Origin of the sequence: Pseudomonas sp. IT-P74, assembly GCF_949768175.1 — a bacterium.
In the GTDB taxonomy this organism is placed as follows: Bacteria; Pseudomonadota; Gammaproteobacteria; order Pseudomonadales; family Pseudomonadaceae; genus Aquipseudomonas.
On record NZ_CATKQD010000077.1, the window covers coordinates 47,629 to 73,389 of the forward strand.

23 protein-coding genes are annotated in these 25,761 nt (G+C 61.8%); 17 read left to right on the forward strand and 6 right to left on the reverse strand.

Annotated elements, in window-relative coordinates:
- Positions 1-104: 104 nt before the first annotated feature.
- Together ACM6J5_RS24470 and ACM6J5_RS24475 are read left to right on the forward strand one after the other, a co-directional pair.
- Complete coding sequence (locus ACM6J5_RS24470) at positions 105-1,031, forward strand: SdiA-regulated domain-containing protein (RefSeq protein ID WP_150672113.1); 927 nt, start codon at positions 105-107, stop codon at positions 1,029-1,031.
- Between the two features lie 106 nt (positions 1,032-1,137).
- Complete coding sequence (locus ACM6J5_RS24475; RefSeq protein ID WP_414929497.1) at positions 1,138-2,055, forward strand: SdiA-regulated domain-containing protein; 918 nt, start codon at positions 1,138-1,140, stop codon at positions 2,053-2,055.
- Between the two features lie 147 nt (positions 2,056-2,202).
- Here the strand turns inward: ACM6J5_RS24475 and rpiA are convergent, their stop codons facing one another.
- A complete protein-coding gene (rpiA, locus tag ACM6J5_RS24480; protein WP_095945335.1) occupies positions 2,203-2,877 on the reverse strand; it encodes a ribose-5-phosphate isomerase RpiA in 675 nt (224 codons plus the stop codon).
- Positions 2,878-3,144: 267 nt separating this feature from the next.
- Between rpiA and ilvA the strand changes: the two genes are divergently transcribed.
- Entirely contained in the window at positions 3,145-4,659 is a 1,515-nt protein-coding gene (gene ilvA / locus ACM6J5_RS24485) for a threonine ammonia-lyase, biosynthetic (protein ID WP_414929498.1), read from the forward strand.
- A 41-nt stretch (positions 4,660-4,700) separates the two neighbouring features.
- Complete coding sequence (locus ACM6J5_RS24490) at positions 4,701-5,126, forward strand: DUF2269 domain-containing protein (RefSeq protein WP_095945333.1); 426 nt, start codon at positions 4,701-4,703, stop codon at positions 5,124-5,126.
- A gap of 93 nt (positions 5,127-5,219) precedes the next feature.
- Here ACM6J5_RS24490 and ACM6J5_RS24495 read toward each other — a convergent pair whose 3' ends face one another.
- Positions 5,220-5,876 carry an HAD family hydrolase gene (locus ACM6J5_RS24495; protein ID WP_095945332.1) on the reverse strand — a complete coding sequence of 219 codons (657 nt, stop codon included), beginning with the start codon at positions 5,874-5,876 and terminating at the stop codon, positions 5,220-5,222.
- Positions 5,877-6,019: 143 nt separating this feature from the next.
- On the opposite strand from ACM6J5_RS24495, the gene ACM6J5_RS24500 reads away from it, so the two are divergent.
- Complete coding sequence (locus ACM6J5_RS24500; RefSeq protein ID WP_003229203.1) at positions 6,020-6,499, forward strand: RNA pyrophosphohydrolase; 480 nt, start codon at positions 6,020-6,022, stop codon at positions 6,497-6,499.
- A gap of 22 nt (positions 6,500-6,521) precedes the next feature.
- Positions 6,522-8,801, forward strand: coding sequence for a phosphoenolpyruvate--protein phosphotransferase (ptsP, locus tag ACM6J5_RS24505; protein WP_095945331.1), 2,280 nt, complete (start codon positions 6,522-6,524; stop codon positions 8,799-8,801).
- Between the two features lie 114 nt (positions 8,802-8,915).
- On the opposite strand, the gene ACM6J5_RS24510 is transcribed toward ptsP, so the two are convergent.
- Complete coding sequence (locus ACM6J5_RS24510) at positions 8,916-9,662, reverse strand: NRDE family protein (protein WP_414929499.1); 747 nt, start codon at positions 9,660-9,662, stop codon at positions 8,916-8,918.
- A gap of 133 nt (positions 9,663-9,795) precedes the next feature.
- Here ACM6J5_RS24510 and ACM6J5_RS24515 point away from each other — a divergent pair, with 133 nt between their 5' ends.
- From ACM6J5_RS24515 to ACM6J5_RS24525, 3 genes are all read left to right on the forward strand, one after another.
- Entirely contained in the window at positions 9,796-10,578 is a 783-nt protein-coding gene (locus ACM6J5_RS24515) for a sulfite exporter TauE/SafE family protein (RefSeq protein ID WP_095945329.1), read from the forward strand.
- Between the two features lie 97 nt (positions 10,579-10,675).
- Positions 10,676-11,482, forward strand: a complete 807-nt coding sequence (gene lgt, locus ACM6J5_RS24520) for a prolipoprotein diacylglyceryl transferase (protein ID WP_095945328.1) — start codon at positions 10,676-10,678, stop codon at positions 11,480-11,482.
- A 49-nt stretch (positions 11,483-11,531) separates the two neighbouring features.
- Positions 11,532-12,503, forward strand: coding sequence for a thymidylate synthase (locus ACM6J5_RS24525; protein ID WP_414929500.1), 972 nt, complete (start codon positions 11,532-11,534; stop codon positions 12,501-12,503).
- A 134-nt stretch (positions 12,504-12,637) separates the two neighbouring features.
- Here ACM6J5_RS24525 and cadR read toward each other — a convergent pair whose 3' ends face one another.
- Positions 12,638-13,087, reverse strand: coding sequence for a Cd(II)/Pb(II)-responsive transcriptional regulator (cadR, locus tag ACM6J5_RS24530; RefSeq protein WP_095945326.1), 450 nt, complete (start codon positions 13,085-13,087; stop codon positions 12,638-12,640).
- Between the two features lie 93 nt (positions 13,088-13,180).
- On the opposite strand from cadR, the gene ACM6J5_RS24535 reads away from it, so the two are divergent.
- From ACM6J5_RS24535 to ACM6J5_RS24565, 7 genes are all read left to right on the forward strand, one after another.
- A complete protein-coding gene (locus ACM6J5_RS24535) occupies positions 13,181-15,442 on the forward strand; it encodes a heavy metal translocating P-type ATPase (RefSeq protein ID WP_414929501.1) in 2,262 nt (753 codons plus the stop codon).
- Positions 15,443-15,458: 16 nt separating this feature from the next.
- Positions 15,459-16,322, forward strand: coding sequence for a LysR family transcriptional regulator (locus tag ACM6J5_RS24540; RefSeq protein ID WP_414929502.1), 864 nt, complete (start codon positions 15,459-15,461; stop codon positions 16,320-16,322).
- A 219-nt stretch (positions 16,323-16,541) separates the two neighbouring features.
- Positions 16,542-17,618, forward strand: coding sequence for a putative 2-aminoethylphosphonate ABC transporter ATP-binding protein (locus ACM6J5_RS24545; protein ID WP_414929503.1), 1,077 nt, complete (start codon positions 16,542-16,544; stop codon positions 17,616-17,618).
- A complete protein-coding gene (locus ACM6J5_RS24550; RefSeq protein WP_095945322.1) occupies positions 17,618-19,342 on the forward strand; it encodes a putative 2-aminoethylphosphonate ABC transporter permease subunit in 1,725 nt (574 codons plus the stop codon). Before ACM6J5_RS24545 ends, ACM6J5_RS24550 begins: the two co-directional genes overlap by 1 nt.
- Positions 19,343-19,381: 39 nt before the next feature.
- A complete protein-coding gene (locus tag ACM6J5_RS24555) occupies positions 19,382-20,407 on the forward strand; it encodes a putative 2-aminoethylphosphonate ABC transporter substrate-binding protein (RefSeq protein ID WP_150672107.1) in 1,026 nt (341 codons plus the stop codon).
- 117 nt (positions 20,408-20,524) lie between these two features.
- On the forward strand, positions 20,525-21,658 hold the full coding sequence (locus ACM6J5_RS24560; protein WP_414929504.1) for a TIGR03364 family FAD-dependent oxidoreductase: 1,134 nt from the start codon (positions 20,525-20,527) through the stop codon (positions 21,656-21,658).
- Positions 21,658-22,215: a phosphonate degradation HD-domain oxygenase gene (locus ACM6J5_RS24565; protein ID WP_414929505.1), complete on the forward strand. Its 558-nt coding sequence runs from the start codon at positions 21,658-21,660 to the stop codon at positions 22,213-22,215. Before ACM6J5_RS24560 ends, ACM6J5_RS24565 begins: the two co-directional genes overlap by 1 nt.
- 132 nt (positions 22,216-22,347) lie before the next feature.
- Here ACM6J5_RS24565 and ACM6J5_RS24570 read toward each other — a convergent pair whose 3' ends face one another.
- Entirely contained in the window at positions 22,348-23,712 is a 1,365-nt protein-coding gene (locus ACM6J5_RS24570) for a GTPase/DUF3482 domain-containing protein (RefSeq protein ID WP_414929506.1), read from the reverse strand.
- Positions 23,705-25,075, reverse strand: coding sequence for a DUF2868 domain-containing protein (locus ACM6J5_RS24575; RefSeq protein ID WP_414929507.1), 1,371 nt, complete (start codon positions 25,073-25,075; stop codon positions 23,705-23,707). The genes ACM6J5_RS24570 and ACM6J5_RS24575 overlap by 8 nt, the downstream gene beginning before the upstream one ends.
- 85 nt (positions 25,076-25,160) lie before the next feature.
- Between ACM6J5_RS24575 and ACM6J5_RS24580 the strand changes: the two genes are divergently transcribed.
- On the forward strand, positions 25,161-25,673 hold the full coding sequence (locus tag ACM6J5_RS24580) for a dihydrofolate reductase (protein WP_277532756.1): 513 nt from the start codon (positions 25,161-25,163) through the stop codon (positions 25,671-25,673).
- Positions 25,674-25,761: the final 88 nt, after the last annotated feature.

Consider the following 25,761-nt stretch of genomic DNA (forward strand, 5'->3'; position numbering starts at 1 on the left):
GTTTTTTTCACATCCGGTCTGGATAATTTCAGGGCTATTGGCCTCTGAGCCGGCCCCAAACTGTGCTATTACCCCTAGCCTGAATTTCTGGAACGCATTCCCCGATGGCCACTCCTCCGCTTTCCATGCTTGAACCTGCCCGCCGCTCGCGCTTCGCCCTGCGTTGGCACACCTGGCTGCTGTTGGTGGCTGTTGTCGCCTACGGTGTTGCATTCGCCATGCACTGGGATTCCCGGGGCGTGCTCTGGGTGAAAGAGCAATTCAAGAGCCCGGCCGAGCGTCAGGCCAGTATCTGGCTCCCCGACTATCGGGCGGTGATCGATGCCAAGCCGTTGCCGGGCATGGAGAAGGATGAAGCATCGGACGTGGCCTACGACCCACAGACCAAGACGCTGTTTTCGGTCATGGGCAAGAACCCGTTCCTGGTCGAATTGAACTTGCAGGGCGATGTGTTGCGCAAAATGCCGTTGGTCGGCTGGAGCAACCCTGAGGGCGTCACGGTGCTGGGTGACGGTCGGCTGGCCATTGTCGATGAGCGCGAGCATCTGATCTCTATCGTCAAGGTCGATGCTGACACCCGCGAACTGAACATCGCCGATTTCCCGAAGTACGACCTCGGGCCTTCCAAGGACCAGAACAAGGCCTTTGAGGCTGTCACCTGGGACCCGAGCAATCAGCAACTGTTGCTGGGCGAAGAGCGCCCGCCGGCATTGTTTGCCTGGAAAGGCGATGGCAAGGTCCTGACCGGCGACAAGCTGAAACTGGCCAGCCATGCACTGGACATGCGCAACCTGTCTGCCCTGGCCGTCGATCCACGGACCGGCCACATGCTGGTGTTGTCCGCCGACTCGCACCTGTTGCTGGAGCTGGACAAGAAGGGTGAGCAGGTCAGTTTCATCACCCTGTTGCGTGGCTTCAACGGCCTGAAAAATACCATTCCCCGTGCCGAAGGCGTAACCATGGATGAAGCGGGTACGCTGTACATGGTGAGTGAACCGAATCTGTTTTATCGCTTCGAAAAACAGAAGTAACCAACGCCTGCGCTGATTGCCTGTACGTAAAAGGCCAGCGGCCATTAAGCTTCAGTTCAGACGGGCGTGATATTTCATCCGCCTGTTTTGACCCGAGCCCGCCCGAATGCGTCGATTTGCCCGCCCCAAATCCCTGATTCTGATCCTGTCGGTGGTCATGCTGATCGCGTTGATAGCGATCGCCCAGTACATGCGCCTGTTCGAGCGCACCTGGTTCAATCTGCATGCGCTGTGGCAGCCGGTGAGTTCCCGGTCCATGGGCCTGGACCAATATCAGGTCGTGACCGAGGCGCAGGTGATCGATGGCCTGGCCGACAACGTTTCAGCGCTGACCTACGACCCGGTGCGCAAAAGCCTGTTCACCGTCACCAACAAACGGAGCGAGCTGGTCGAGTTGTCCCTCGACGGCAGGATCTTGCGTCGTGTGGCGCTGGTCGGTTTCGGCGATCCGGAGGCGGTGGAGTTCATCAGCGAGGACATCTACGTGGTCACTGACGAAAGCCAGCAGCGGCTGATCAAGATTCGTCTGGAGCAGGACACCACTTTCGTCGATGCGGCAGACGCCGAGCAGATGACCATTGGCGTACACATGGGCGGCAACAAGGGCTTCGAGGGGCTGGCTTACGATTCTGTGGGCAAGCGCCTGTTCGTCGCCAAGGAGCGCAACCCGATGCTGATCTACGAGGTGCACGGTTTTCCGCGCTTCAATCCTGAAGAATCCTACTCGGTGCATGTGATCAACGACCCCAAGCGTGATGCCGGGATGTTCGTGCGGGATCTGTCGAGCCTGCAATACGACGAGCGCAGCGGGCATTTGCTGGCGCTGTCGGATGAGTCGCGATTGATTCTGGAACTGGATGTGGATGGGCGGCCATTGAGCACAATGTCATTGAGCAAGGGACGCCATGGCCTGCAAAAAACCGTGCCGCAAGCGGAGGGGATCGCCGTGGACGACGACGGTGCGTTGTATATCGTCAGCGAGCCGAATCTGTTCTACGTGTTCAAGAAACCCGCGCAACTCTAAACCAACACCCCATACCAATGTGGGAGCGAGCTTGCTCGCGAAAGCGGTGTATCAGTCGAGATTGATTTCAACTGACAGTCCGTTATCGCGAGCTGGCTCGCTCCCACAGGTATTTCGTCTGCCCTCAAATCAGGTGGGCAGATTGGCTTACTCGGCGCGCAGTGTCTTCACGCCTTCGCTCGTACCCAGCAACAACAGATCCGCCGGACGCGCCGCGAACAGACCATTGGTGACCACGCCGACGATCGCATTGATCTGCGTCTCCAGTTCCACCGGATTGGTGATCTGCATGTTGAACACGTCGAGGATGATGTTGCCGTTGTCGGTCAGCACGCCTTCGCGGTAAACCGGGTCGCCGCCGAGCTTCACCAGTTCGCGGGCCACATGGCTGCGGGCCATCGGGATCACTTCCACCGGCAGCGGGAAAGCACCGAGGACCGGCACCAGCTTGCTGGCATCGGCGATGCAGATGAAGGTCTTGGCCACGGCCGCGACAATCTTCTCACGGGTCAGGGCAGCGCCGCCGCCCTTGATCAGGTTCAGGTGCTCGTCGCTTTCATCGGCGCCGTCGACATAGAACTCCAGGTCGCTGACGGTGTTCAGTTCGTACACCGGAATCCCGTGGCCCTTGAGGCGCGCGGCGGTGGCTTCGGAGCTGGCGACGGCACCGTCGAATGCGCCCTTGTGCCTGGCCAGCGCGTCGATGAAACAGTTGGCGGTGGAGCCGGTGCCGACCCCGACGATGCTCTTGTCGTCGAGTTTCGGAAGGATGAAGTCGACGGCGGCCTGAGCCACTGCCTGTTTGAGTTGATCCTGGTTCATGCGGGCTCCGGGGTGCCGAGGAGGGGACGAAAGGCCGGCATTATAGGCTTCGAGGCAGGGAAGGTCATTGTCCGATTGGCAGGTCGACCGTTCCTTGTAGGAGCGAGCGTGCTCGCGATGGTCGTGAACGATAACGCGTGAAAATAGATGTGCAGCGGTGCCATTGCGTTTTTCGCGAGCAAGCTCGCTCCTACAACAGGTGGTCGTGCGGCCAAAATGCGGGTTAGACTCCGTGGTCCCGCCCAACCCGCTCAGTGATGCTTTCCGATGCTTGAACAGTACGTCAAAAAGATCCTCACCTCGCGCGTTTATGACGTTGCCGTAGAAACTCCGTTGCAGACCGCCCGTCAGCTCTCCGAGCGGCTGGGCAACAGCATTTGGCTCAAGCGCGAAGACTTGCAGCCGGTGTTCTCCTTCAAGATTCGCGGCGCCTACAACAAGTTGACCCAGTTGAGCGACGAAGAGCGCGCTCGCGGCGTGGTCACCGCGTCGGCGGGCAACCATGCCCAGGGCCTGGCCCTGGCGGCGAAGGTGTTGGGCGTGAAAGCGACCATCGTCATGCCCAAGACCACCCCGGAGATCAAGGTCGAAGGCGTGCGCTCCCGTGGCGGCAAAGTGGTGCTGCACGGCGATTCGTTCCCGGAAGCCCTGGCCTACTCGCTGAAACTGGTCGACGAAAAAGGCTACGTCTACATTCACCCGTACGACGACCCCCACACCATTGCCGGGCAGGGCACCGTGGCGATGGAGATTCTGCGCCAGCACCCGCAGCCACTGGATGCGATTTTCGTCCCGGTGGGCGGCGGCGGCCTGATCGCCGGCATTGCTGCTTATGTGAAGTACCTGCGCCCGGACATCAAGGTCATTGGTGTCGAGCCGGATGATTCCAATTGCCTGCAAGCCGCCATGGCGGCTGGCGAACGCGTGGTGCTGCCGACCGTGGGCCTTTTCGCTGACGGCGTTGCGGTGGCCCAGATCGGTCAGCACACCTTCGACATCTGCAAAGACCATGTCGACGAAGTGATCACCGTCAGCACCGACGAAATCTGCGCCGCCATCAAGGATATCTACGACGATACCCGCTCGATCACCGAACCTGCCGGCGCCTTGGGCGTGGCCGGGATCAAGAAATATGTCGAGCAGCGTGGCGTCAGCGGCCAGACCTTCGTGGCCATCGACTCCGGGGCCAACGTCAACTTCGATCGCCTGCGCCACGTCGCCGAGCGTGCGGAGCTGGGTGAAGGCCGCGAAGCGATCATCGCCGTGACCATTCCCGAGAAGCCAGGCAGCTTCAAGGCGTTCTGCGAGGCCATTGGCAAGCGCCAGATCACCGAATTCAACTACCGCTACAACACCGGCAGCGAAGCGCACATCTTCGTCGGCGTGCAAACCCACCCGGAAAGCGACCCGCGCAGCGCGTTGATCGCCAGCCTGAGCGAACAGGGTTTCCCGGTGCTGGACCTGACCGACAACGAACTGGCCAAGCTGCACATCCGCCACATGGTGGGCGGACGTGCGGCGCACGTGGTCGATGAAGTGATCCTGCGTTTCGAATTCCCGGAGCGTCCGGGCGCGCTGTTCAACTTCCTCAACAAGCTGGGCGGGCGCTGGAACATTTCGATGTTCCACTACCGCAACCATGGCGCGGCCGATGGCCGTGTCGTCGCGGGCCTGCAAGTGCCCCACGACGAGCGCCACCTGGTACCGGCGGCGCTGGAAGAAATCGGTTACCCGTACTGGGATGAAAGCGACAACCCGGCCTATCAGCTGTTTCTTGGCTGAACGGCTACGCTGACGGGCAAGGCAATTAAGGAAATCTGACAATGGAAACGTTAACGGCCCTGAAAGCGGCGCACATGGTGGCAACGGTTGTACTGCTGGCTTGTGCGCTGGGGCTGGGAATCTGGGTTTTGCTTGCGCGGCGCAAGGGTGACGCGACGGCGGGTAGTCGTACATTGCAGCGGCCAAGGGGGTTTGTCTGGCTGCTGATGGGCCTGGCGCTGCTGAGCATGCCGTTTACCGGCTGGTGGATGGTGCATCTGGTGGGTTGGCCACTGGGGCAGACCTGGCTGCTGGCGTCGAGCGTGCTGTACACCGTGGCGACACTGGCGTGGTTCTGGCTGCTGGTGCGGCTGAACAAACTGCGCAAGACGCCGGGTGGCGTGGGGAAATTCACCTTTGCCTTGGCGTTGTTCAGTTTTGTCTGCTTTATCGCCATTGCCGGGTTGATGGGGGCCAAGCCTGTTTAAGGCTGAAGACTGTATCGACCCAATCGCGAGCAGGCTCACTCCTACAGGGGAACGCATTCCAATGTAGGAGTGAGCCTGCTCGCGATAGCAATTTTAGTCGCGCAACGAAATCACCGGCCAACCCCGCTTCTCGGCCTCGGCCCGCAGATTCGGGTCCGGATCAACCGCCACCGCATGAGTCACCTGTTCCAGCAATGGCAAATCATTCATCGAGTCGCTATAGAAGTAGCTGTCTTCCAGCGTAAACCCGGTCTCCTCCAGCCAGCGATTCAATCGCGTCACCTTGCCTTCGCGGAAGCACGGCACGTCGGTGCTGCGCCCGGTGTAGCGGCCGTCGAGCATTTCGCATTCGGTGGCGATCAGGGTTTCGACGCCCAGGCGCTCGGCAATCGGCCCGGTGACGAAGCGGTTGGTGGCGGTGATGATGACCAGTTTGTCCCCGGCCGCGCGGTGCTTGGCCAGCAACTCGATGGCCTTGGGCAGGAGGATCGGTTCGATGCAGTCGCGCATGTAATCGCTGTGCCACTGATCCAGCGTGGCCATTTCGGTGCGGCCGAGGACTTCCAGGCAGAAGTTCAGGTAAGCAGCGTTATCCAGTTTGCCGGCCAGGTAATCCTGGTAGAACTCATCGTTGCGTGCCTTGTAGGCGACGGCGTCGAGAAAGCCGCGCTCGCACAGGTAATCGCCCCAGGCGTGATCGCTGTCACCGCCCAGAAGGGTGTTGTCCAAATCGAATAAAGCCAGGCGCATTACAGTTACCCGCTGAAAAGTCAGTAAAAAGGCGACAAGAATACGGTCTTTTCACAAGAGTGCACATAAGGTAGGAACCTTCGTTGCCGCCTTCACAACCTTTGTGGAACAATGCGGCGACATGCGTTTGCGAGGTTGTTGCCGTGATCGACCCCGATGGTTTTCGCCCCAATGTCGGGATCATTCTGACGAATGACGCCGGCCAGGTGCTATGGGCTCGCCGAATCAATCAAGATGCCTGGCAATTTCCGCAGGGGGGGATCAACCCCGAGGAGACGCCGGAAGACGCCTTGTACCGCGAGCTGAACGAAGAAGTTGGCCTTGAGCGCGAAGATGTTGAAATTCTCGCCTGCACCCGGGGCTGGTTGCGCTATCGTTTGCCGCAACGTCTGGTACGTACCCACAGCCAACCGCTGTGCATCGGCCAGAAACAGAAATGGTTTCTCCTGCGCCTGATCTCCAACGAGCAGCGGGTGCGGATGGATTTGACCGGTAAACCGGAGTTCGATGGCTGGCGCTGGGTCAGCTATTGGTATCCGTTGGGCCAGGTGGTGACATTCAAGCGCGAGGTGTATCGACGCGCTCTCAAAGAGCTTGCCCCGCGCCTTTTAGCGCGCGACTGACGACGGAGTTCGACCCCGAGCCATGCTCAATACGCTGCGCAAGATCGTCCAGGAAGTTAACTCCGCCAAGGATCTCAAGGCGGCGTTGGGGATTATTGTGTTGCGCGTCAAAGAGGCCATGGGCAGCCAGGTCTGCTCGGTCTACCTGCTTGATCCGGAGACCAACCGGTTCGTGCTGATGGCCACCGAGGGCTTGAACAAGCGCTCGATCGGCAAGGTCAGCATGGCCCCCAACGAAGGTCTGGTGGGTCTGGTCGGCACGCGTGAAGAACCCCTGAACCTCGAAAACGCCGCGGACCACCCGCGCTACCGCTACTTCGCCGAAACCGGTGAAGAGCGCTACGCCTCGTTCCTCGGTGCGCCGATCATTCACCACCGCCGCGTCGTCGGCGTGTTGGTCATCCAGCAAAAAGAACGTCGCCAGTTCGATGAAGGGGAAGAAGCCTTCCTCGTGACCATGAGCGCGCAGCTCGCCGGTGTTATCGCCCACGCCGAAGCCACTGGTTCGATCCGTGGCCTCGGTCGTCAGGGCAAGGGCATTCAGGAAGCCAAGTTCATTGGCGTGCCGGGTTCGCCAGGTGCGGCGGTCGGTACGGCGGTGGTCATGCTGCCACCGGCCGATCTGGACGTGGTGCCGGACAAAGCCATCAGCGACATCGAAGCCGAGCTCAAGCTGTTCAAGACCGCCATCGAAGGCGTACGCGCCGACATGCGCGCGCTGTCCGCCAAGCTAGCCACGCAGTTGCGCCCGGAAGAGCGGGCCTTGTTCGACGTCTACCTGATGATGCTCGACGATGCAGCGCTGGGCAGCGAAGTCACCACCGTGATCAAGACCGGCCAGTGGGCCCAGGGCGCGTTGCGCCAGGTGGTCACCGATCACGTCAACCGTTTCGAATTGATGGACGACGCTTACCTGCGCGAGCGTGCCTCGGACGTGAAGGATCTCGGCCGTCGCTTGCTGGCTTACTTGCAGGAAGAGCGCCAGCAAACCCTGGTCTACCCCGACAACACTATTCTGGTCAGCGAAGAACTGACGCCGGCGATGCTCGGCGAGGTGCCGGAAGGCAAGCTGGCCGGCCTGGTGTCGGTGCTTGGCTCCGGTAACTCCCACGTCGCCATCCTCGCCCGCGCCATGGGCATCCCGACCGTGATGGGCCTGGTCGACCTGCCGTACTCCAAGGTCGACGGCATCCAGATGATCGTCGACGGTTACCACGGCGAGGTCTACACCAACCCGAGTGAAGTGCTGCGCAAGCAGTTCGCCGAGGTGGTCGAGGAAGAGAAGCAACTGGCCCTGGGGCTGGATGCGCTGCGCGATCTGCCGTGCGTAACGGTCGATGGCCACCGCATGCCGCTGTGGGTCAACACCGGCCTGCTGGCGGATGTGGCGCGCGCGCAGAAGCGCGGTGCCGAAGGCGTGGGCCTGTACCGCACCGAAGTGCCGTTCATGATCAACCAGCGCTTCCCGAGCGAAAAGGAACAACTGGCGATCTACCGCGAACAACTGGCCGCGTTCCATCCGCAACCGGTGACCATGCGAACCCTGGACATCGGCGGCGACAAATCGCTGTCGTACTTCCCGATCAAGGAAGACAACCCGTTCCTCGGCTGGCGCGGCATTCGCGTCACTCTCGACCATCCGGAAATCTTCCTGGTGCAGACCCGCGCCATGCTCAAGGCCAGTGAAGGCCTGAACAACCTGCGCATCCTGCTGCCGATGATCTCCGGCACCCACGAGCTGGAAGAAGCCTTGCACCTGATTCACCGCGCCTGGGGTGAAGTCCGTGACGAGGGCTGCGACGTACCGATGCCGCCGATTGGCGTGATGATCGAGATTCCGGCGGCGGTGTACCAGACCAAGGAACTGGCGCGGCAAGTGGACTTCCTGTCGGTCGGTTCCAACGACCTGACCCAGTACCTGTTGGCCGTGGACCGCAACAACCCGCGGGTGGCCGACCTCTACGACTACCTGCACCCGGCGGTGCTGCAAGCGTTGCAAACTGTTGTGCGCGATGCCCATGCCGAAGGCAAGCCAGTGAGTATCTGCGGTGAAATGGCCGGTGATCCGGCGGCGGCGGTGCTGTTGATGGCGATGGGTTTCGACAGCCTGTCGATGAACGCCACCAACCTGCCGAAAGTGAAGTGGATGCTGCGCCAGATCAACCTGAGCAAGGCCAGGGAATTGCTGGCGGAACTGATGACCATCGACAACCCGCAAGTGATTCACAGCTCGCTGCAACTGGCGCTGAAGAACCTCGGGTTGGCGCGGATGATCAATCCGGCAGCAATCAAGCCCCTCTAAAATACTGATGGCCCCATCGCGAGCAAGCTCGCTCCCACATTGGATCTGTGAACGACGCGAATCCCCTGTGGGAGCGAGCCTGCTCGCGATGAGGCCGGACCTGGCAACACAAGACTAAAGCCTGATCTCCACCTCCCCAAGATGCCCGCCATACGGCCCGAAACTGCGCTCGACCATATGCAGCGCCCCATCCGCCTGCACAATCAACGCCGTACTCGCCCGGGTTCCATAACTTTGGCTGGCAATGAACACGCTCGACAGCAACGTTTCGGTAGCCAGCCCGACACCGGTATCCGGCAACTCGGCAAACGGCGCGGTCTGCGCATCGCTCAATAACGCCAGCAGTGCCTGAGGCTGCGGATCATCCAGTACCTCGCTCAATGCAGCCTTGGCCTTGAGCAGCTTCGGCCACGGCGTATCCAGCCCGGCGTTCGACACGCCGTAGATGCCCGCTTGCAGCATCACTGCTTGCGTCTCCCGGGCATTGAAGTGCCAAAGCTCGTTCCTATTGCCAACCAACAGATTGAACCCGCCATATTCAGGCGAACGTCTGACAACGTCGGCCAAATAGTCATCAATCGAGCAATCCCCCTCAAGGAATCGCGCGACCAGCTCCCCACGAGACTTGCGCCCCGGCGGTCGATGGGGATCGCGGATGTTGGTCAGCGCCGCAAAACGTCCGTTGGCGCCGACACCGAGCCAGGTGCCACCGGCCTCGAGGTCGCGCCCCGCATGCACATGCGGCGCTTCGGGCCATGGCGCCAGCGGCAGGCTGGGGCGGGCGTAGAATTCATCGCGATTGGCCGCCACGACCAGCGGTTGGGCATGACCCGGTCGCCAGGCAAAAACAATCAGGCACATCAGGCTGTCCTTGTGTGTTTTTTGCTCACTCTACGCAGACATCGCTCATCGATCCATCGCCTTGCGCAGTGGAGCTTGAGGCCGTGCATCCGTTACCATGCCGCTCCGGTTTTGGGATGCGGGCGGGACAACCATGGAATTTCTGCTCTATCTGGCGCTCGGCGCCTGTGCAGGTGTACTCGCCGGGCTGTTTGGCGTGGGCGGCGGGATCATCATCGTCCCGGTGCTGGTGTTCAGCTTCAAGGCCCAGGGGTTCGATCCGTCGATCCTCACGCACCTGGCAGTAGGCACCTCCCTGGCGACGATCATCTTTACCTCGGTCAACGCGGTACGCGAGCATCACCGCCGTGGCGCCGTGCGTTGGCCGATCTTCATGTGGATGACCGTCGGCATTCTGGTCGGTGCCGGGTTTGGCGCGCTGACGGCCGAAGCGATTTCCGGCCCCAACCTGCAGAAGCTCATTGGTGTATTCGCCCTGGTGATTGCCGCTCAGCTGGCGCTGGAGGTCAAACCCAAGGCCAGCCGAACCGTGCCGGGCAAACTCGGTCTGACCGTGGCCGGCAGCGTGATTGGCTGGGCTTCGGCGATTTTCGGCATTGGCGGTGGTTCATTGACCGTGCCATTCCTGACCTGGCGCAGTGTGCCGATGCAGCAAGCGGTGGCCACTTCATCGGCCTGCGGTCTGCCGATTGCTTTGGCCAGTGCACTAAGTTTCATGATTCTGGGCTGGCACGATCCGTTGCTCCCGGCCCATAGTCTCGGTTTCATTTATTTGCCGGCGTTGCTGGGCATTGCCCTGACCAGCATGGTGTTCGCCCGCTTGGGCGCGCGATTGGCCCACAGGTTGTCGCCAAAGTTGCTGAAAAGGCTGTTTGCCGCTTTGCTGTTCTGCGTCGGTCTGAACTTTCTAGTCTGAAGCATCTGCTCTGACGGGCAGCGCAATCCTGGCTTAATCCTGAGGTGGCAGCGTCGCCCGGGAATTTTTAAGATTTGAACTCTAACGAGGAGTCGCAATGCTGCCTTACCCGCAGATCGACCCGGTGGCCCTGGCCATCGGTCCGCTGAAAATCCACTGGTACGGTCTGATGTACCTGATCGGCATCGGCGGCGCCTGGCTGCTGGCGTCCCGCCGCTTGAACCGCTTCGACCCGACCTGGACCAAGGAGAAACTCTCCGACATGGTGTTCTGGATGTCGATGGGAGTGATCGTCGGCGGACGTCTGGGATATGTGCTGTTTTACGACCTGGGTGCTTACCTGGCCAACCCGACGCTGATTTTCGAAGTGTGGAAGGGCGGCATGTCATTCCACGGCGGTTTCATCGGCGTGATGCTGGCGGCGTTGTGGTTCGGCAAGAAGAACAACAAGTCGTTCTTCCAGCTGATGGATTTCGTTGCGCCGATGGTGCCGATCGGTCTGGGCGCCGGGCGTATCGGCAACTTCATCAACGCCGAGTTGTGGGGCAAGGCAACCGATGTGCCGTGGGCGATGGTCTTTCCGACCGATCCGGCGCAACTGGCGCGTCATCCGTCGCAGCTGTACCAGTTCGCCCTCGAAGGCGTGGCGTTGTTCCTGATCCTGTGGCTGTTCTCGCGCAAGCCGCGGCCGACCATGGCGGTATCGGGGATGTTCGCGCTGTTCTATGGCATCTTCCGTTTCATCGTCGAGTTCGTCCGTGTACCGGACGCGCAACTGGGCTATCTGGCCTGGAACTGGCTGACCATGGGCCAGGTGCTGTGCGTGCCGATGATCGTCGGCGGGCTGTTCCTGATCTGGCTGGCGTATCACCGCGCCCCGGCGGCTCCAGCGGCAGCCGTATAAAATTCGAACCCCGGAGCTTCGGTCCCGGGTTCAAGGACACAGGTAATTCATGAAGCAATATCTCGAACTGGTCGCCCACGTCATCAAGAACGGCACCAAACAGGCCAACCGTACCGGCGTGAACACCATCAGTTTTCCCGGTGCGATGCTGCGTTATGACCTGCAGGAAGGTTTCCCGGCGATCACCACGCGCAAGATGGCGTTCAAATCGGCTATCGGCGAAATGTGCGGATTCCTGCGTGGCGTGAACAACGCCGCCGAGTTCCGGGCGTTGGGCTGCAAGGTCTGGGACCAGAACGCCAACGAAAACGCCCAGTGGCTGGCCAACCCGTTCCGCCAGGGCGAAGACGACCTCGGCGAAATCTACGGCGTGCAATGGCGCAAATGGCCGGCGTACAAGCAGATCCCGCTGAGCAACCCGGCTGCCATCGAGCAGACCCTGAAACAAGGCTACCGCCAGATTGCCGAAGGCGAGGAGGACGGTCAGGCTTACGTGGTGCTGTACAAGGCCATCGACCAGGTCCGCCAGTGCATCGATACCATCATCAAGGACCCGGGCAGCCGCCGAATCCTGTTCCACGGCTGGAACTGCGCCCAGCTCGATGAAATGGCCCTGCCGCCATGCCACCTGCTGTACCAGTTCCACCCGAATGTCGAGACCAGGGAGATTTCCTTGACCCTCTACATCCGTTCCAACGACCTGGGTCTTGGCACGCCGTTCAACCTCACCGAAGGTGCTGCGCTGCTGAGCCTTATCGGTCGCCTGACCGGCTACACACCGCGTTGGTTCACCTATTTCATCGGTGATGCCCACGTCTACGAAAACCACCTGGACATGCTCAACGAACAGCTCAAGCGCGAGCCGTTTCCGATGCCGAAACTGGTGATTTCCGACCGTGTGCCGGAGTTTGCCAAGACGGGTGTTTATCAGCCGGAATGGCTGGAGCTGGTGGAGCCGGGGGATTTCTCGTTGGAAGGCTACGAACACCACGCACCGATGACCGCGCCGATGGCGGTCTGAAGCACAACGCTGCCCCCCTGTAGGAGCGAGCCTGCTCGCGATGGACGTGAACGATGACGCGTATTGTCTTAAAAAACGCGTCGCCTTTGAGTTCATCGCGAGCAGGCTCGCTCCTACAGGGGTAGGTGGTGTTCTTAGTGGCCGTGACTACGGCCCACATGTGAATGTTCCACCTCCGTCGCCACCACCCCGCCGCTCACTTCCAGCCGCTGCAAAATCCCGCATTGATCGACCCCCGGCCCCTCGCCGCAGCGTTGGCGCAGGTCGAGCAGCTGCGTCTGCAAGGCCAGCAAGCCGTCGATCCGCGCCTTGACATGGTGGATGTGTTCGTCGATCAAAGCGTTGACGCTTTCGCACTGGTCCTGCGGACTGTCGCGAAACGCCAGCAGGCTGCGGATTTCTTCGAGCGTCATGTCGAGGGTGCGACAGTTGCGGATGAAGGTCAGGCGCTCGGCGTGGGCCTGGGTATAGACGCGATAATTGCCGTCACTGCGGGCCGGTTCCGGCAGAAGGCTCTCGCGCTCGTAGTAGCGGATCGTTTCCACGGCGCAGTCCGTGAGTTTTGCCAACTCTCCAATTTTCATGACGCCAATCTCCAAAACTCCAGAAAGGGTGCTTGACCCTATAGTGGCTACAGGGTCTTTACTTGGCAACAGGCACTCTTATGGACGCAACCAATGAGCGATTCCCTGCACTCCCACAAACCCGGGGCTGAACACGAGCACGGCCACAAGCTCAAACCCGTGCAAAAACATGACCATGGCAGTCACGGCGACGCCTGTTGCTCATCTAAAGCGGCAGCGCCTGCACTGGTGAAACTGAGCGGATCGCCGACGCCCGGGGCCCGACTGAGCAGTTTTCGCATCGAGGCGATGGACTGTCCAACCGAACAGACGCTGATCCAGAACAAGCTAAGCAAACTGACCGGCGTGCACCAGTTGGAGTTCAATCTGATTAATCGGGTGCTCGGCGTGACCCACGATTTGCCCGGAGTCGAGCCGATCGTCGAGGCCATCAAGTCCTTGGGCATGCAGGCCGAACCGCTGGACCAGGGTGCTGAAACTCCGACGCCGGCGCCCCGGAAAAAGCCGTGGTGGCCCTTGGCACTGTCCGGTGTTGGTGCCTTACTGGCAGAAGTTATCCACTTCACCGGTTTCGCGCCGAACTGGGTGGTGGCGGTTGTCGCGCTGGTCTCGATCCTCAGTGGTGGCCTCGGCACTTACAAAAAAGGCTGGATCGCCCTTAAAAACCGCAACCTGAACATCAACGCCCTGATGAGCATTGCCGTGACCGGCGCGGTGCTGATCGGCCAGTGGCCGGAAGCGGCAATGGTGATGTTCCTGTTCACCGTAGCCGAGTTGATCGAGGCCAAGTCACTTGATCGTGCACGCAATGCCATCAGCGGCTTGATGCAGATGACCCCGGACACGGCAACGGTGTTACAGGCTGACGGGAGCTGGCTTGCGCAGGATGTCAAAAACATCGGGCTCGGTGCGCGGGTACGGGTGCGCCCCGGCGAGCGTATCGGCCTGGACGGTGAAGTGCTGTCCGGTCGCTCGACCATCGATCAGGCGCCAATCACTGGTGAGAGCTTGCCAGTGGAAAAAACTGTCGGCGACAAAGTCTTCGCCGGCACCATCAATCAGGCCGGTTCCCTGGAGTACGGGGTGACCGCTGCGGCCGACAACTCAACCCTGGCCCGCATCATCCACGCCGTCGAGCAGGCTCAGGGCGCGCGGGCGCCGACCCAGCGCTTCGTCGACAGTTTCTCGAAAATCTACACCCCGGCGGTGTTCGTCCTGGCCCTGGCCGTGGCGGTGATTCCGCCATTGTTGATGGGCGAGCTGTGGTTCGACTGGATCTACCGGGCGCTGGTGCTGCTGGTGGTGGCCTGCCCATGTGCGCTGGTGATTTCCACGCCGGTGACGATCGTCAGCGGCCTCGCGGCGGCGGCGCGCAAAGGCATTCTGGTCAAGGGCGGTGTCTACCTGGAGGGCGGTTACAAGCTCGACTACCTGGCCCTGGACAAAACCGGCACCATCACTCACGGCAAACCGGTGCAGACTGATTACCTGTCACTGGACCCGACCGCCGACGACTCGGCGCCCGCCATTGCCGCCGCGTTGGCCGGGCGCTCGGATCACCCGGTTTCTCTGGCCATCGCCAAAGCGGCTGTGGATAACCAGACCGCGACGCTGGTTGTGGATAACTTCGAAGCGCTGGGCGGGCGCGGGGTGCGCGGCGAGATCAACGGCCAGCTCTACCATCTGGGCAACCATCGACTGGTGGAGGATCTGGGCCTGTGTTCGCCGGCGCTGGAAGAAAAGCTGTTTGCTCTGGAAAAGCAGGGCAAGTCGGTGGTGCTGCTGCTTGATTCGTCTGGCCCGTTGGCGCTGTTTGCCGTGGCGGACACGGTAAAGGAGTCGAGCCGCGAGGCTATCCGGCAGTTGCATGACCTGGGCATCAAGACCCTGATGCTCACCGGCGATAACGTCCACACCGCGCAGGTCATTGCCGCGCAAGTCGGTATCGACGAGGCCAGGGGTGACCTTTTGCCCGGCGACAAGCTGCAGGCTGTCGAGGCTCTTTATACCCAAGGGCATCGGGTCGGCATGGTCGGCGATGGCATCAACGACGCCCCGGCGCTGGCGCGTTCCGAGATCGGTTTCGCCATGGCCGCCGCGGGCACCGATACCGCGATCGAAACCGCCGATGTCGCCCTGATGGACGACGATCTGCGCAAAATCCCGGCATTCATTCGCCTGTCTCGGCAGACGTCGAGCATCCTCAAACAGAACATCGCCCTGGCTTTGGTCATCAAGGCGATCTTTCTTGGGGTAACCTTCGCCGGGGTCGCTACCATGTGGATGGCAGTGTTCGCCGACATGGGCGTGAGTCTGCTGGTGGTGTTCAACGGTTTGCGCCTGCTGCGCAAGTAAAGGATGAGGGACGGTTGTGCTGAGTGCGGAGCTTAAGGCGTTTTACATGGTGGCCCGCCTGGGCAGCATTACCCAGGCGGCCAAAAAGCTCGGCCTGAGCCAGCCGACGGTGACGACGCAGATCCGCAACCTCGAAAGTCAGTACTCGGTCGAACTGTTCTACCGTGGCGGCCGGCGTCTCAGCGTCAGCGAGGAGGGCGCGCGGTTGCTGCCGATGGTCAAGGCGCTGATGCAGCAGGAAGCCGACATCGAGTTTTTCCTGCGTAACTGCGGCCAGGTCCAGGGCACGTTACGAATAGCCGCCACGGCACCGTATTACATCCTCGACCTGGTGAAAACCTTCCGCGAACGTCTGCCGCAGGTTGAGGTTTCGGTGGAAATCGGCAACTCCCAACAGGTGCTCGAAGCGCTGGAGGATTACCGGGTCGATGTCGCGGCGTCGTCGCAATTGCTCGATGACGCACGACTGGTTCGCCGGGTGCTCGGCAGCGATCCGCTGGTGCTGGCGGTGCATCGCAATCATCCACTGGCGATTCACGATCACGTGCCGCTCGGCGCCTTGGCCGGGCATACCCTGCTGATGCGCGAACCGGGCTCGACCACCCGTCGCTTGACCGAAGAGTTGCTGGCCAGCGCCGGAGTGTGTTTCGGCCCGCTGCTGGAAATCGGCAGCCGCGAATCGATCCGCGAAGCAGTGCTGCGCAACATCGGCATCAGCATCATTGCCCGTCAGGAAGTGCCCCATGATCCGCAGCTGCGGGTGCTGACCATCGAGAATGCGCCACAGATTCCCGAGTACCTGTACTGCCTCAAGGAGCGCAAAAACGCGCGACTGCCGGCGGCGTTTCTGGGGTTGGCGCAGGAAATGGCTCCGGCCTGAGATCTTCTTTGCCTGTCCCGGCCTCATCGCGAGCAGGCTCGCTCCTACAGTTGACCGCATTCCCCTGTAGGAGCGAGCCTGCTCGCGATGGCGGTAGACCCGCCAGCACAGGAATAACCAAAAATCCCGAATACCACTATCGGCAGTTTTTGCCTTACTGCCACATGACGGACTCATTACAACCCTAGGATGGCCCCATCTGCCAGATGAGGTCCGTCCATGAACAACCCGATCGCAACTGCCCTGACCAACCCCGGCGCACCAATGAAGGTGCGCGGCGTACAGAAACGCTTCGGCGCATTCACGGCGCTGGACAACGTTTCCCTCGACGTGGCGGCCGGTGAGCTGGTGTGTCTGCTGGGCCCGTCGGGCTGTGGCAAAACCACCCTGCTGCGCTGCATCGCCGGTCTGGAGAAGCAGGACAGCGGCGAGTTGTACCTGGGTGATCGCGACGTTTCACACTTGGCGCCCCAGGCGCGGGACTACGGCATTCTGTTTCAGTCCTACGCGTTGTTCCCCAATCTCACCGTCGAAGCGAACATTGCCTACGGCCTCGCCGGCAGCGGTCGTGACGAAGTGCGTCGCCGGGTCGGTCAAATGCTGGAACTGGTTGGCCTGACCGGCAGCGAGAAAAAGTACCCCGGTCAATTGTCCGGCGGCCAGCAGCAGCGGGTTGCACTGGCTCGCGCCCTGGCCCCGGCACCTTCGTTGTTGCTGCTGGACGAGCCGATGTCGGCCCTCGATGCCAGGGTGCGCGAGCATCTGTGCACCGAATTGCGCCAGCTGCAACGCAACCTCGGCATCACCACCCTGATGGTCACCCACAATCAGGACGAGGCCATGCTGATGGCCGACCGCATCGCCGTGATGAACAACGGCAAGGTCGAGCAGTACGCCACGCCGCAGGAAATCTACAACCGTCCGGCCACGCCATTCGTGGCGGAGTTCGTCGGCCAGGGCAACTGGTTGCCGTTCCAGCGCAGCAGCGACAGCCACGCCCAGGTTGGCGGGATGAACATGCGTCTGGCCGAAGGCAGTGCCAAGACCGCGTCGGGCCGTTTGTTCTGCCGTCCGGAAGCGATCAACGTCAATCCGCTGGTGCACGAGGAAAACCTGTTCCCGGCCAAGGTTCGCGAAATCACCTTCCTCGGCAACCGCTGCCGCATGAGCTTCGAACTCGATCAATTGCCGGGCCACGCACTGTTGGCGGAACTGGCGCCGGAAGCCATGCCGCGCCTTGGCGGCCAGCAGATCATGGTCGCCTTGCCGCCGCGCAGCCTGCAGGTGTTTGCCTGATGAGCGCGAACATTGCGCTGCCGATTCCGCACAAGCAGGTTCGGCAGACCTCTCGCGCCGAAGTCGGTGACCGGTTGTTCGTGGTCGGCGGCAAAGTCCTCATGCTGGTGTTGTTGGGTGTTGCCGTATTGATGCCGTTGCTGGCGATTTTCTGGCGCGGCTTCAGCGCCGAAGCCGGGCAGGGCGGTGGCTGGGTCGCGGCGAAAGAGCTGGTGACCAGCGAGAACTTCCATTGGTTGCTCGGCAACAGCCTGAAGGTTTCCCTCAGCGTAGCGGCCATTGTCGTACCGCTGGCCTACCTGTTTGCCTACGCGCTGCAACGCACCTTGATTCCGGCCAAAGGTATCTGGCGAGGCATCTCGCTGCTGCCATTGATGGCGCCATCAATGCTGCCCGGTATCGCGCTGGTTTACCTGTTCGGCAACCAGGGCATGCTGCGTGGCCTGCTCTCGGACAACATCTACGGCTTCTGGGGCATTGTGCTCGGCGAAGTCATCTACACCTTCCCGCATGCCTTGATGATTCTTCTGTCGGCCCTGTCCCTGGCGGATGCGCGACTTTTCGATGCCGCCTCCAGCATGGGCGCGAGTCCTGCGAAAGCTTTCCGCAGCATCACCTGGCCGGCGACCCGTCAGGCTGTGTTCGCTGCGTTCTGCCTGGTGTTCACCCTGACCATCACTGACTTCGGTGTGCCGGTGGTGGTCGGTGGCGACTATCAAGTGCTGGCGCTGGAGGCCTACAAGGCGGTGGTGGGTCAGCAACAGTTCGGTCGCGGGGCGCTGATCGGCATGGTGCTGTTGCTGCCGGCACTCTTCAGTTTCGGGGTCGATGCCTGGTTGCGTCGACGCCACGGCGATTCCATGAGCGGTCGCGCCCAAGTGTTCAAACCCGCGCCGTCGAAGCTGCGCGACGGTTGCTACCTGGCCATCGTCCTGCTGATCTGCGCCGCGTTGCTGCTGGTGTTCGGCATGGCGGTGTTCTCGTCCCTGGTGAAGTTCTGGCCGTACAACCTGTCGCTGTCGCTCAACCATTACCAGTTCAACGAAACCGCCGGCGGTGGCTGGCTGGCCTACGGCAATAGCCTGAAGATGGCCCTGGGCACGGCGTTGATCGGCAGCATTCTGATCTTCACTGGCGCCTACCTGATGGAAAAGACCAAGGGCCAGCGCGGCCTGAATCTGACGCTGCGCATGCTCAGTTTCGTACCGATGGCGGTGCCGGGCCTGGTGCTGGGTTTGGGTTACGTCTTCTTCTTCAATCTCTCCGGCAACCCGCTGCATGTGCTCTACGGGACCATGACGCTGCTGATCGTCTGCACCATTGCTCACTATTTGACCACCGCACAAATGACCGCCACCACCGCGCTGCGTCAACTCGACGCCGAGTTCGAAGCCGCCGCGCTGTCGCTCAAGGCGCCGCTCTACCGCCACTACCTGCGGGTCACCGTGCCGATCTGCCTGCCGGCGCTGCTGGACATCGTGCGCTACCTGTTCGTCTCGGCCATGACCACCGTTTCGGCGGCGATCTTCCTCTACAGCCCCGACACCATCCTCGCGGCGGTGGCGGTGCTGAACATGGACGACGCCGGCAACGTCGGCGGTGCGGCAGCGATGTCGACCCTGATCCTGATTACCTCGGCGGGCGTGTCCCTGCTGCTGGCCTGGGCCTCGCGCGGTTTGCTGCGCCGCTCCCAGGCCTGGCGGCAGACCGCGCCCGGTCATTGAATCTGCACAACCCCTCAACTCAAAAAACAGGAAAAGATCATGTTCAAGCCTATGGCCCTGGCCGCTGCTGTCCTCACCGCTTTCAGCCTGAACGCCTTTGCGGCGAAAACCGAGTTGACGGTGTACACCGCCCTCGAAGCCGAACAACTGAAGACCTATAAAGAAGCGTTCGAAAAAGCCAATCCGGACGTCGAAATCAAGTGGGTGCGTGACTCCACCGGCATCATCACCGCCAAACTGCTGGCCGAAAAAGCCCGTCCGCAGGCTGACGCCGTGTGGGGCCTGGCCGCTTCCAGCCTGGCGATTCTCGACCAGCAAGGCATGCTGCAAAGCTACGCACCGAAAGACCTGGGCAAGATCGGCACCCACTACCGTGACGCCGCCAGCCCGCCAGCCTGGGTCGGCATGGACGTTTGGGCCGCGACCATTTGCTTCAACACCGTCGAAGCCGAAAAGCAGGGCCTGACCAAGCCCGTGAGCTGGCAGGACCTGACCAAGCCTGAGTACAAAGGCAAGATCGTCATGCCGAACCCGGCCTCGTCCGGCACCGGTTTCCTCGACGTCAGCGCCTGGCTGCAAACCTTCGGCGAGAAGCAGGGCTGGGCGTACATGGACGGCCTGCACCAGAACATCGGCCAGTACGTTCACTCCGGTTCCAAGCCTTGCAAACTGGCGGCGGCTGGCGAATTCCCGATCGGTATCTCTTTCGAATACCCGGCCGTTCAGCTGAAACGCCAGGGCGCACCGCTGGACATCATCCTGCCGAAGGAAGGTTTGGGCTGGGAGATCGAAGCGACTGCCGTGATCAAGGGTACTGCCCACGAAGAAGCGGCGAAGAAACTGGCTGACTTCTCCGCCAGCCCCGAGGCGATGGAACTCTACAAGGAAAACTTCGCCGTGCTCGCTCAGCCTGGCATCGCCAAGCCGCAGACCGAACTGCCGGCCGACTACGAGCAGCGCCTGATCAAGAACGACTTCGCCTGGGCTTCGAAGAACCGCGACGAGATCCTGACCGAATGGCGCAAGCGCTATGACGGCAAGTCCGAGAAAGTGGCGGCCAAGTAAGGTCTTTATCGGCTGACAGGGCCTCATCGCGAGCAGGCTCGCTCCCACATTGGAATGCATTTTCCTGTGGGAGCGAGCCTGCTCGCGAAAGCGGTATCGAATTCAGGACAAGACTCCATGACACAACACAACGACATGCTGATCGTCGGCGCCGGGATCCTGGGTTTGTCCCACGCGTATGCCGCCGCAAAACGCGGTTTGAAGGTCACGGTTTTCGAGCGCAGCGAAACGCCTGTCGGCGCTTCGGTGCGCAACTTCGGCCAGGCACTGGTCACCGGCCAACCACCCGGTCCGATGCTGGAGCTGGCCCGCGCCAGTCGCGCAATCTGGGGCGACTGGGCGCAGCTCGCCGGTCTGCAACTCAAACGCAATGGCTCGTATCTGTTCGCCCGCACCGAGGCGGAAGAACAGTTGCTGGAAGCCTTCTGCGAAGGTCGCGCGGTGGAGCACGGTTACCGCGTCGACCTGCTGCGCGGCGCCGCGTTACGCGATTTGTACGGCGGTCAGTTCCGCCATCACCGTGCGGCGTTGCACGGCATGGACGACCAGCAGCTGTATTCCCGCGAAGCGGTTCCGGCGCTGATCGATTTCCTGCGCCGCGACCTGGGCGTCAAGTTTCACTTTTCCACCCTGGTCCGTGATATCGAACCGGGCCGTCTGCACAGCACCGCCGGCAGCTTCAGTGCAGAGCAGATCATCGTCTGCTCCGGCCACGATTATCAGACGTTGCTGGCCGAGCAGATCGCCGAACTCGAGCCGCAAATCTGCCGCCTGCAAATGCTCCGCGCCCGCTCGCACATCAATCTCAACCTACAACACGCGTTGCTCACCGGTTTGAGCTGCGTGCACTACGGCGCCTTCGCCGACTTGCCGGAGGCCGCGGCGGTACAGGCAGAAATCCTGCAGTACGCGCCGCACCTGCATGAAAACGGCATCCACCTGCTGATCAGCCCGACACCCCATGGCGAATTGATCATCGGTGATTCGCACCATTACGGCAGCGATCCGTCACCCTTCAATGCCGAGCAGGTCGACGACTGGATGATCGAGCTGGCCGAGCAGACCCTGGGCTGCAAGGTGCAAGTGGTCGAACGCTGGCAGGGCGTCTATGGTTCACGGGGGCCGGGACCGTTCTCGTTCCTGCGCCCGGCAAAGGGCCTGGGCGTGGCGTTGATGCACACCGGTGTCGGCATGAGCGTCGGGCCGGCGATGGCTGAACGCAACGTTGCCACCTTATTGGGGGAAATCTGATGGCGCGTAACGAGCAAGTGATTGCCGAGGTGTTCGGTTTGTACGAGCGTTTTGGTGACAGCGATTACATCGGCGAACCGGTATCGCAGATCGAGCACATGTCCCAGGCGGCGCAATTGGCCATGGCCGAAGGCTTCGACGATGAAGTGGTGCTGGCGGCGTTCTTTCATGATATCGGGCATATCTGCGCCGAAAGTGCGGAGAACATGGGTGGCTTCGGTGTGGTCAGCCATGAGCGGCTCGGCGCCGACTACCTGCGCCGCGCCGGCTTCAGCGAGCGCATGGCACGGCTGGTCGAATACCACGTGCAAGCCAAGCGTTACCTGACGTTCAAAGAACCCGGGTACTACGAGCGCTTGAGCGAAGCCAGTCGTCGTACCCTGGAGTATCAGGGCGGGGTGATGACGGCTGAAGAGGCGCAGGTGTTCGAGCAGGACCCGCTGTGTGCGGTGAGTCTGCGCATGCGCCAGTGGGATGAACTGGCGAAAGAGATGCATGTGCCGGTGATTGATCTGGCGGTGTTGAAGGGCAAGGCGGTGCGGTTGTTGGCGGCGTAAAGCCTTTGAACCGAGGTGCGGCCTTCGCGAGCAGGCTCGCTCCCACAAAGGAGCTGTGGCGACCACAGATTCTGTGTTCACTGCGAAACCACTGTAGGAGCGAGCCTGCTCGCGAAGAGGCCGGTCAGGCCACTAAAGCTGCTGCGCCAACACCTCAACCTGCTCCTGCCGCTCCCCCTGATTCAACTTCGGATGCGGATTGAGCGATGACCACTGCGGATGCGCCCGCGCCTTGATCAGCACCTCAGGCAGTTTGCCTTCGCGCCAGGTCTTATCCTGTGGAGTGGCCACTTGAATGCTGTCCATCGCCGCATGCCCACGGGCATTGAGTGCTTGCAGCAACTGCCGCTGGCGCAGAGCCAACAGCCGCAGCACGTTGTCATCCACCGTCAGTTCGCGCTGGCCCTTGAGCTTGCCGAGCAAGCGACTGCCATAGCTGCGGGCGGTTTGCAGGGCGCCGCCGGCAATCGCTCCGGCCAATGCCGCTGCGCCCAGGGTGATGCCACCCACCAGCAAATCGACCCCGGCCCCGGCAGCCGCGCCGGCAGCGATCCCTCCACCGACGCGCACGCCCAGTTGCTTGAGGGTTTCCGGGTTGAACAGGTCATCGCCCCAACGGCCATCTAGCAGTGGCAAATCACTGGCGGCGGCATCCTTCGAGCGGAAGGCGTAAAGCTTGAGCAGGGCCTCGACGCAACGCTGCTCACGCTGGCGCACGGCTTTGCGCAGTTCGCTGATCGCCTGTTGTTCCTGCTCTGCTTCACTGGCCACGCTGCGTCGGCAAGCCGCGCAATCGATCAACAATTCGGCAATCAATCGCTCTGCGCTTTGTTGGCGGGCCAGACGCTGGGCTTGCTGATCGGCGATCAGGCGTTCGAGTTGCGGCCGGGCTGACTCCAGCAGCAGGGCGAGGCTTTCATAGAGTCGACGCTCGCCATCCTCCGGCGGCGCGACACTGTCGAAGCGCACCAGGGCATGCAAGCCCAGCCGCGCCAGCGCTTCACGCCATGCCGGTTCGCGATGGTTGGCGCTGCTGACAAAATTCAGCACCGGCAGCAAGGGTTTGCCGCAACTGGCCAGCACTTCCAGCTCGTCGCGATACTTGGCCAGCACCGGCTCCCGGGCGTCGATCACATAGAGCCCGGCATCCGATGCCAGCAACTGGCGCAGCACCTTGGCTTCCTGTTCGAAGCGTTGTCGGGCTTCGCTGCCCTCCAGAAAACGCGCCAGCCGCGCCGGGCCGTCGAGCCGTTCGCCGGGACGTTCCAGGCGTTCGAGGTAGTCGAGCAGGGCGATGGCGTCTTCCAGGCCGGGGGTGTCGTAGAGATCGAGCAAGGGCTCGCCGTCCACCGACAACCGTGCGCCCTCGACATGCCGCGTGGTGCTGGGGCGATGGGACACCTCACCGAAGCCGACGTCGCGGGTCAGGGTGCGCAACAACGAGGTTTTGCCGACGTTGGTGTGGCCGACGATGGCGAGTTTCAGGGGGTTAGTCATGACCCGTCTCCAGCCAGTTCATCGGTGCACAATCGGCAAACGGCAACTCATGCTGTTGAAGCGCCACGTGCCAGTCGCCCAGACGTTCTGCGTCCAGCGCTTCACCGGGGGGCGCCTGCAACAACCACACACGGGTGGCGCTGGCGCTGCGGGCCAGTTCGGCAATCAAGGCCAGGCTGCCGCGATCCGGCGAGCGCCGTGGATCGCACGCAATGGCCAGGCGCGCGGGGGGAAAGCGGCTCAGTTGTTCGAGGAGTTTGTGCCGTGATTCGCGGCTGTCGAGAATGCCCGCGTTGCTGACGTTGTTCGGTAATTGCGGTGGCCACGGGCGGTCGTCGTCCAGCTCGATGGCGACCAACAGCGCGCCGTCGCTTTGCTGCTCGGTGACACCGCTTTCCACGCGATGCAGTTGCTCAGGCGCCGCATCGCTGATGCCGAGACGTTCGCTGGTGGGCATCAAGCGTTCGCGCAGTTGCGCGTAGCCGGGCAGGTTCAAGTCCAGACGCAGTGCTGTTTGCCCGGTCTTCCAGCGCCACAGGCAAAACAGCGCGAGCAGCAGGCGCGGCAATACGCCGTAGACCAGCAGCACCCCCACCAGCCATGCGGCCCAGGCCTGACGGGCGCTTTCGATGTTCAATGCCGCATCGCCGCTGGCACGGATCATTTCCTCGGTCGGCACGCTGAAACCGAGCAGGGTCGGAAGCGCACCCAGCGCTTGAGTGACGGCGATAAAGGTGTCGGCACTGAGGATCGTGGTTTCCCAGACGAAGCCGTAGCGTCGGGTCGCCATCAACGTCAGCAGGATCACCAAGGCGCTGAGCATCGCCAGCAACCACAGGCTGTTGACCAGCACGCCGATGGTCCAGCGATTGAGATTCTGCCGTTGCAGCAACAGCAGCAGGGCCGGCGCCAGTTGCGCGGCCTTGGCATCCCGGGCGAGTTTTTCACTTAGCCACAGCCACAGTCGCCCGAGGCTGGCGCCGTGTTCGCCGGCAAACACCAGGCCCAGGGCCCAGCTCAGCAGCAGGATCAGATTGAGCCCGAGCAGGCTGCCCAAGGCCCAGAACACATTCACCGGGTGCAGGCCGTCGCCCATTGCAGCAAAGGCCAGGCCGGCGCCGCTGACCACCGCCAGCACCGCCATGACGATCAGCGCCAGTCGCGCGCCTTGCAGCCAGTGCTTGAGGGCATCGGCCAGGCCATCGCGCTCGGCCAGCCACAGGGCCCGGCGTTGAATGCGCGACGGCAAATCGCCGCCGGCGCTGCGGGCCAGTCGGTTGGCTTCGAGATCCTCCAGAGGGCCTGCGTGTTCTTCGCGCAGGCGGATGGTTTCTGTCAGCCAGAGGTTATTCAGTTCAGTCACGCGGCATCCCGTCGCTTAAATGAGCTGTGAGCATAACCGTTGTGGCGCTTATCGGCGAAAGCGAGGCTCTGGTATCCTCGCCGGCATGACTAAATCACTCCCCCTCAGCCTGATCGCAGCCCTCGGTGAAAACCGTGTGATCGGCGTCGACAACAGCATGCCCTGGCACCTGCCGGGGGACTTCAAATATTTCAAGGCCACCACGCTCGGCAAGCCGATCATCATGGGGCGCAAGACCTGGGATTCCCTCGGTCGTCCGTTGCCCGGCCGCTTGAACATCGTGGTCAGCCGTCAGGCGGATCTGGTGCTGGAAGGCGCGGAGGTTTATCCGTCGCTGGAGGCCGCCGTCGTTCGCGCCGAAGCATGGGCGAAGGAACAGGGCGTTGATGAGTTGATGCTAATCGGTGGTGCGCAGTTGTATGCGCAAGGGCTGGCGCAGGCCGATCGGTTGTACCTGACCCGCGTGGCGCTGAGCCCGGAAGGGGATGCGTGGTTTCCGGAGTTTGATTTGAACCAGTGGAAGCTGGTGTCGGATGTGCCGAATCCGGCGGAAGGCGACAAGCCGGCGTACAACTTCGAAGTCTGGGAAAAGGCTTAAAAGCATCGCCAGCAGGCTGGCTCCCACAGTGGGTTAGAGGTGAAACACAGATTGTGTGAACACCCAAAATCCCTGTGGGAGCCAGCCT

Bases quoted from the DNA above. Each gene is read 5' to 3' on its own strand.
- ACM6J5_RS24470 (WP_150672113.1), top strand. From the start codon at position 105: ATGGCCACTCCTCCGCTTTCCATGCTTGAACCTGCCCGCCGCTCGCGC.
- ACM6J5_RS24475 (WP_414929497.1), top strand. From the start codon at position 1,138: ATGCGTCGATTTGCCCGCCCCAAATCCCTGATTCTGATCCTGTCGGTG.
- rpiA (WP_095945335.1), bottom strand. From the start codon at position 2,877: ATGAACCAGGATCAACTCAAACAGGCAGTGGCTCAGGCCGCCGTCGAC.
- ilvA (WP_414929498.1), top strand. From the start codon at position 3,145: ATGCTTGAACAGTACGTCAAAAAGATCCTCACCTCGCGCGTTTATGAC.
- ACM6J5_RS24490 (WP_095945333.1), top strand. From the start codon at position 4,701: ATGGAAACGTTAACGGCCCTGAAAGCGGCGCACATGGTGGCAACGGTT.
- ACM6J5_RS24495 (WP_095945332.1), bottom strand. From the start codon at position 5,876: ATGCGCCTGGCTTTATTCGATTTGGACAACACCCTTCTGGGCGGTGAC.
- ptsP (WP_095945331.1), top strand. From the start codon at position 6,522: ATGCTCAATACGCTGCGCAAGATCGTCCAGGAAGTTAACTCCGCCAAG.
- ACM6J5_RS24510 (WP_414929499.1), bottom strand. From the start codon at position 9,662: ATGTGCCTGATTGTTTTTGCCTGGCGACCGGGTCATGCCCAACCGCTG.
- ACM6J5_RS24515 (WP_095945329.1), top strand. From the start codon at position 9,796: ATGGAATTTCTGCTCTATCTGGCGCTCGGCGCCTGTGCAGGTGTACTC.
- lgt (WP_095945328.1), top strand. From the start codon at position 10,676: ATGCTGCCTTACCCGCAGATCGACCCGGTGGCCCTGGCCATCGGTCCG.
- ACM6J5_RS24525 (WP_414929500.1), top strand. From the start codon at position 11,532: ATGAAGCAATATCTCGAACTGGTCGCCCACGTCATCAAGAACGGCACC.
- cadR (WP_095945326.1), bottom strand. From the start codon at position 13,087: ATGAAAATTGGAGAGTTGGCAAAACTCACGGACTGCGCCGTGGAAACG.
- ACM6J5_RS24535 (WP_414929501.1), top strand. From the start codon at position 13,181: ATGAGCGATTCCCTGCACTCCCACAAACCCGGGGCTGAACACGAGCAC.
- ACM6J5_RS24545 (WP_414929503.1), top strand. From the start codon at position 16,542: ATGAACAACCCGATCGCAACTGCCCTGACCAACCCCGGCGCACCAATG.
- ACM6J5_RS24550 (WP_095945322.1), top strand. From the start codon at position 17,618: ATGAGCGCGAACATTGCGCTGCCGATTCCGCACAAGCAGGTTCGGCAG.
- ACM6J5_RS24555 (WP_150672107.1), top strand. From the start codon at position 19,382: ATGTTCAAGCCTATGGCCCTGGCCGCTGCTGTCCTCACCGCTTTCAGC.
- ACM6J5_RS24560 (WP_414929504.1), top strand. From the start codon at position 20,525: ATGACACAACACAACGACATGCTGATCGTCGGCGCCGGGATCCTGGGT.
- ACM6J5_RS24565 (WP_414929505.1), top strand. From the start codon at position 21,658: ATGGCGCGTAACGAGCAAGTGATTGCCGAGGTGTTCGGTTTGTACGAG.
- ACM6J5_RS24570 (WP_414929506.1), bottom strand. From the start codon at position 23,712: ATGACTAACCCCCTGAAACTCGCCATCGTCGGCCACACCAACGTCGGC.
- ACM6J5_RS24580 (WP_277532756.1), top strand. From the start codon at position 25,161: ATGACTAAATCACTCCCCCTCAGCCTGATCGCAGCCCTCGGTGAAAAC.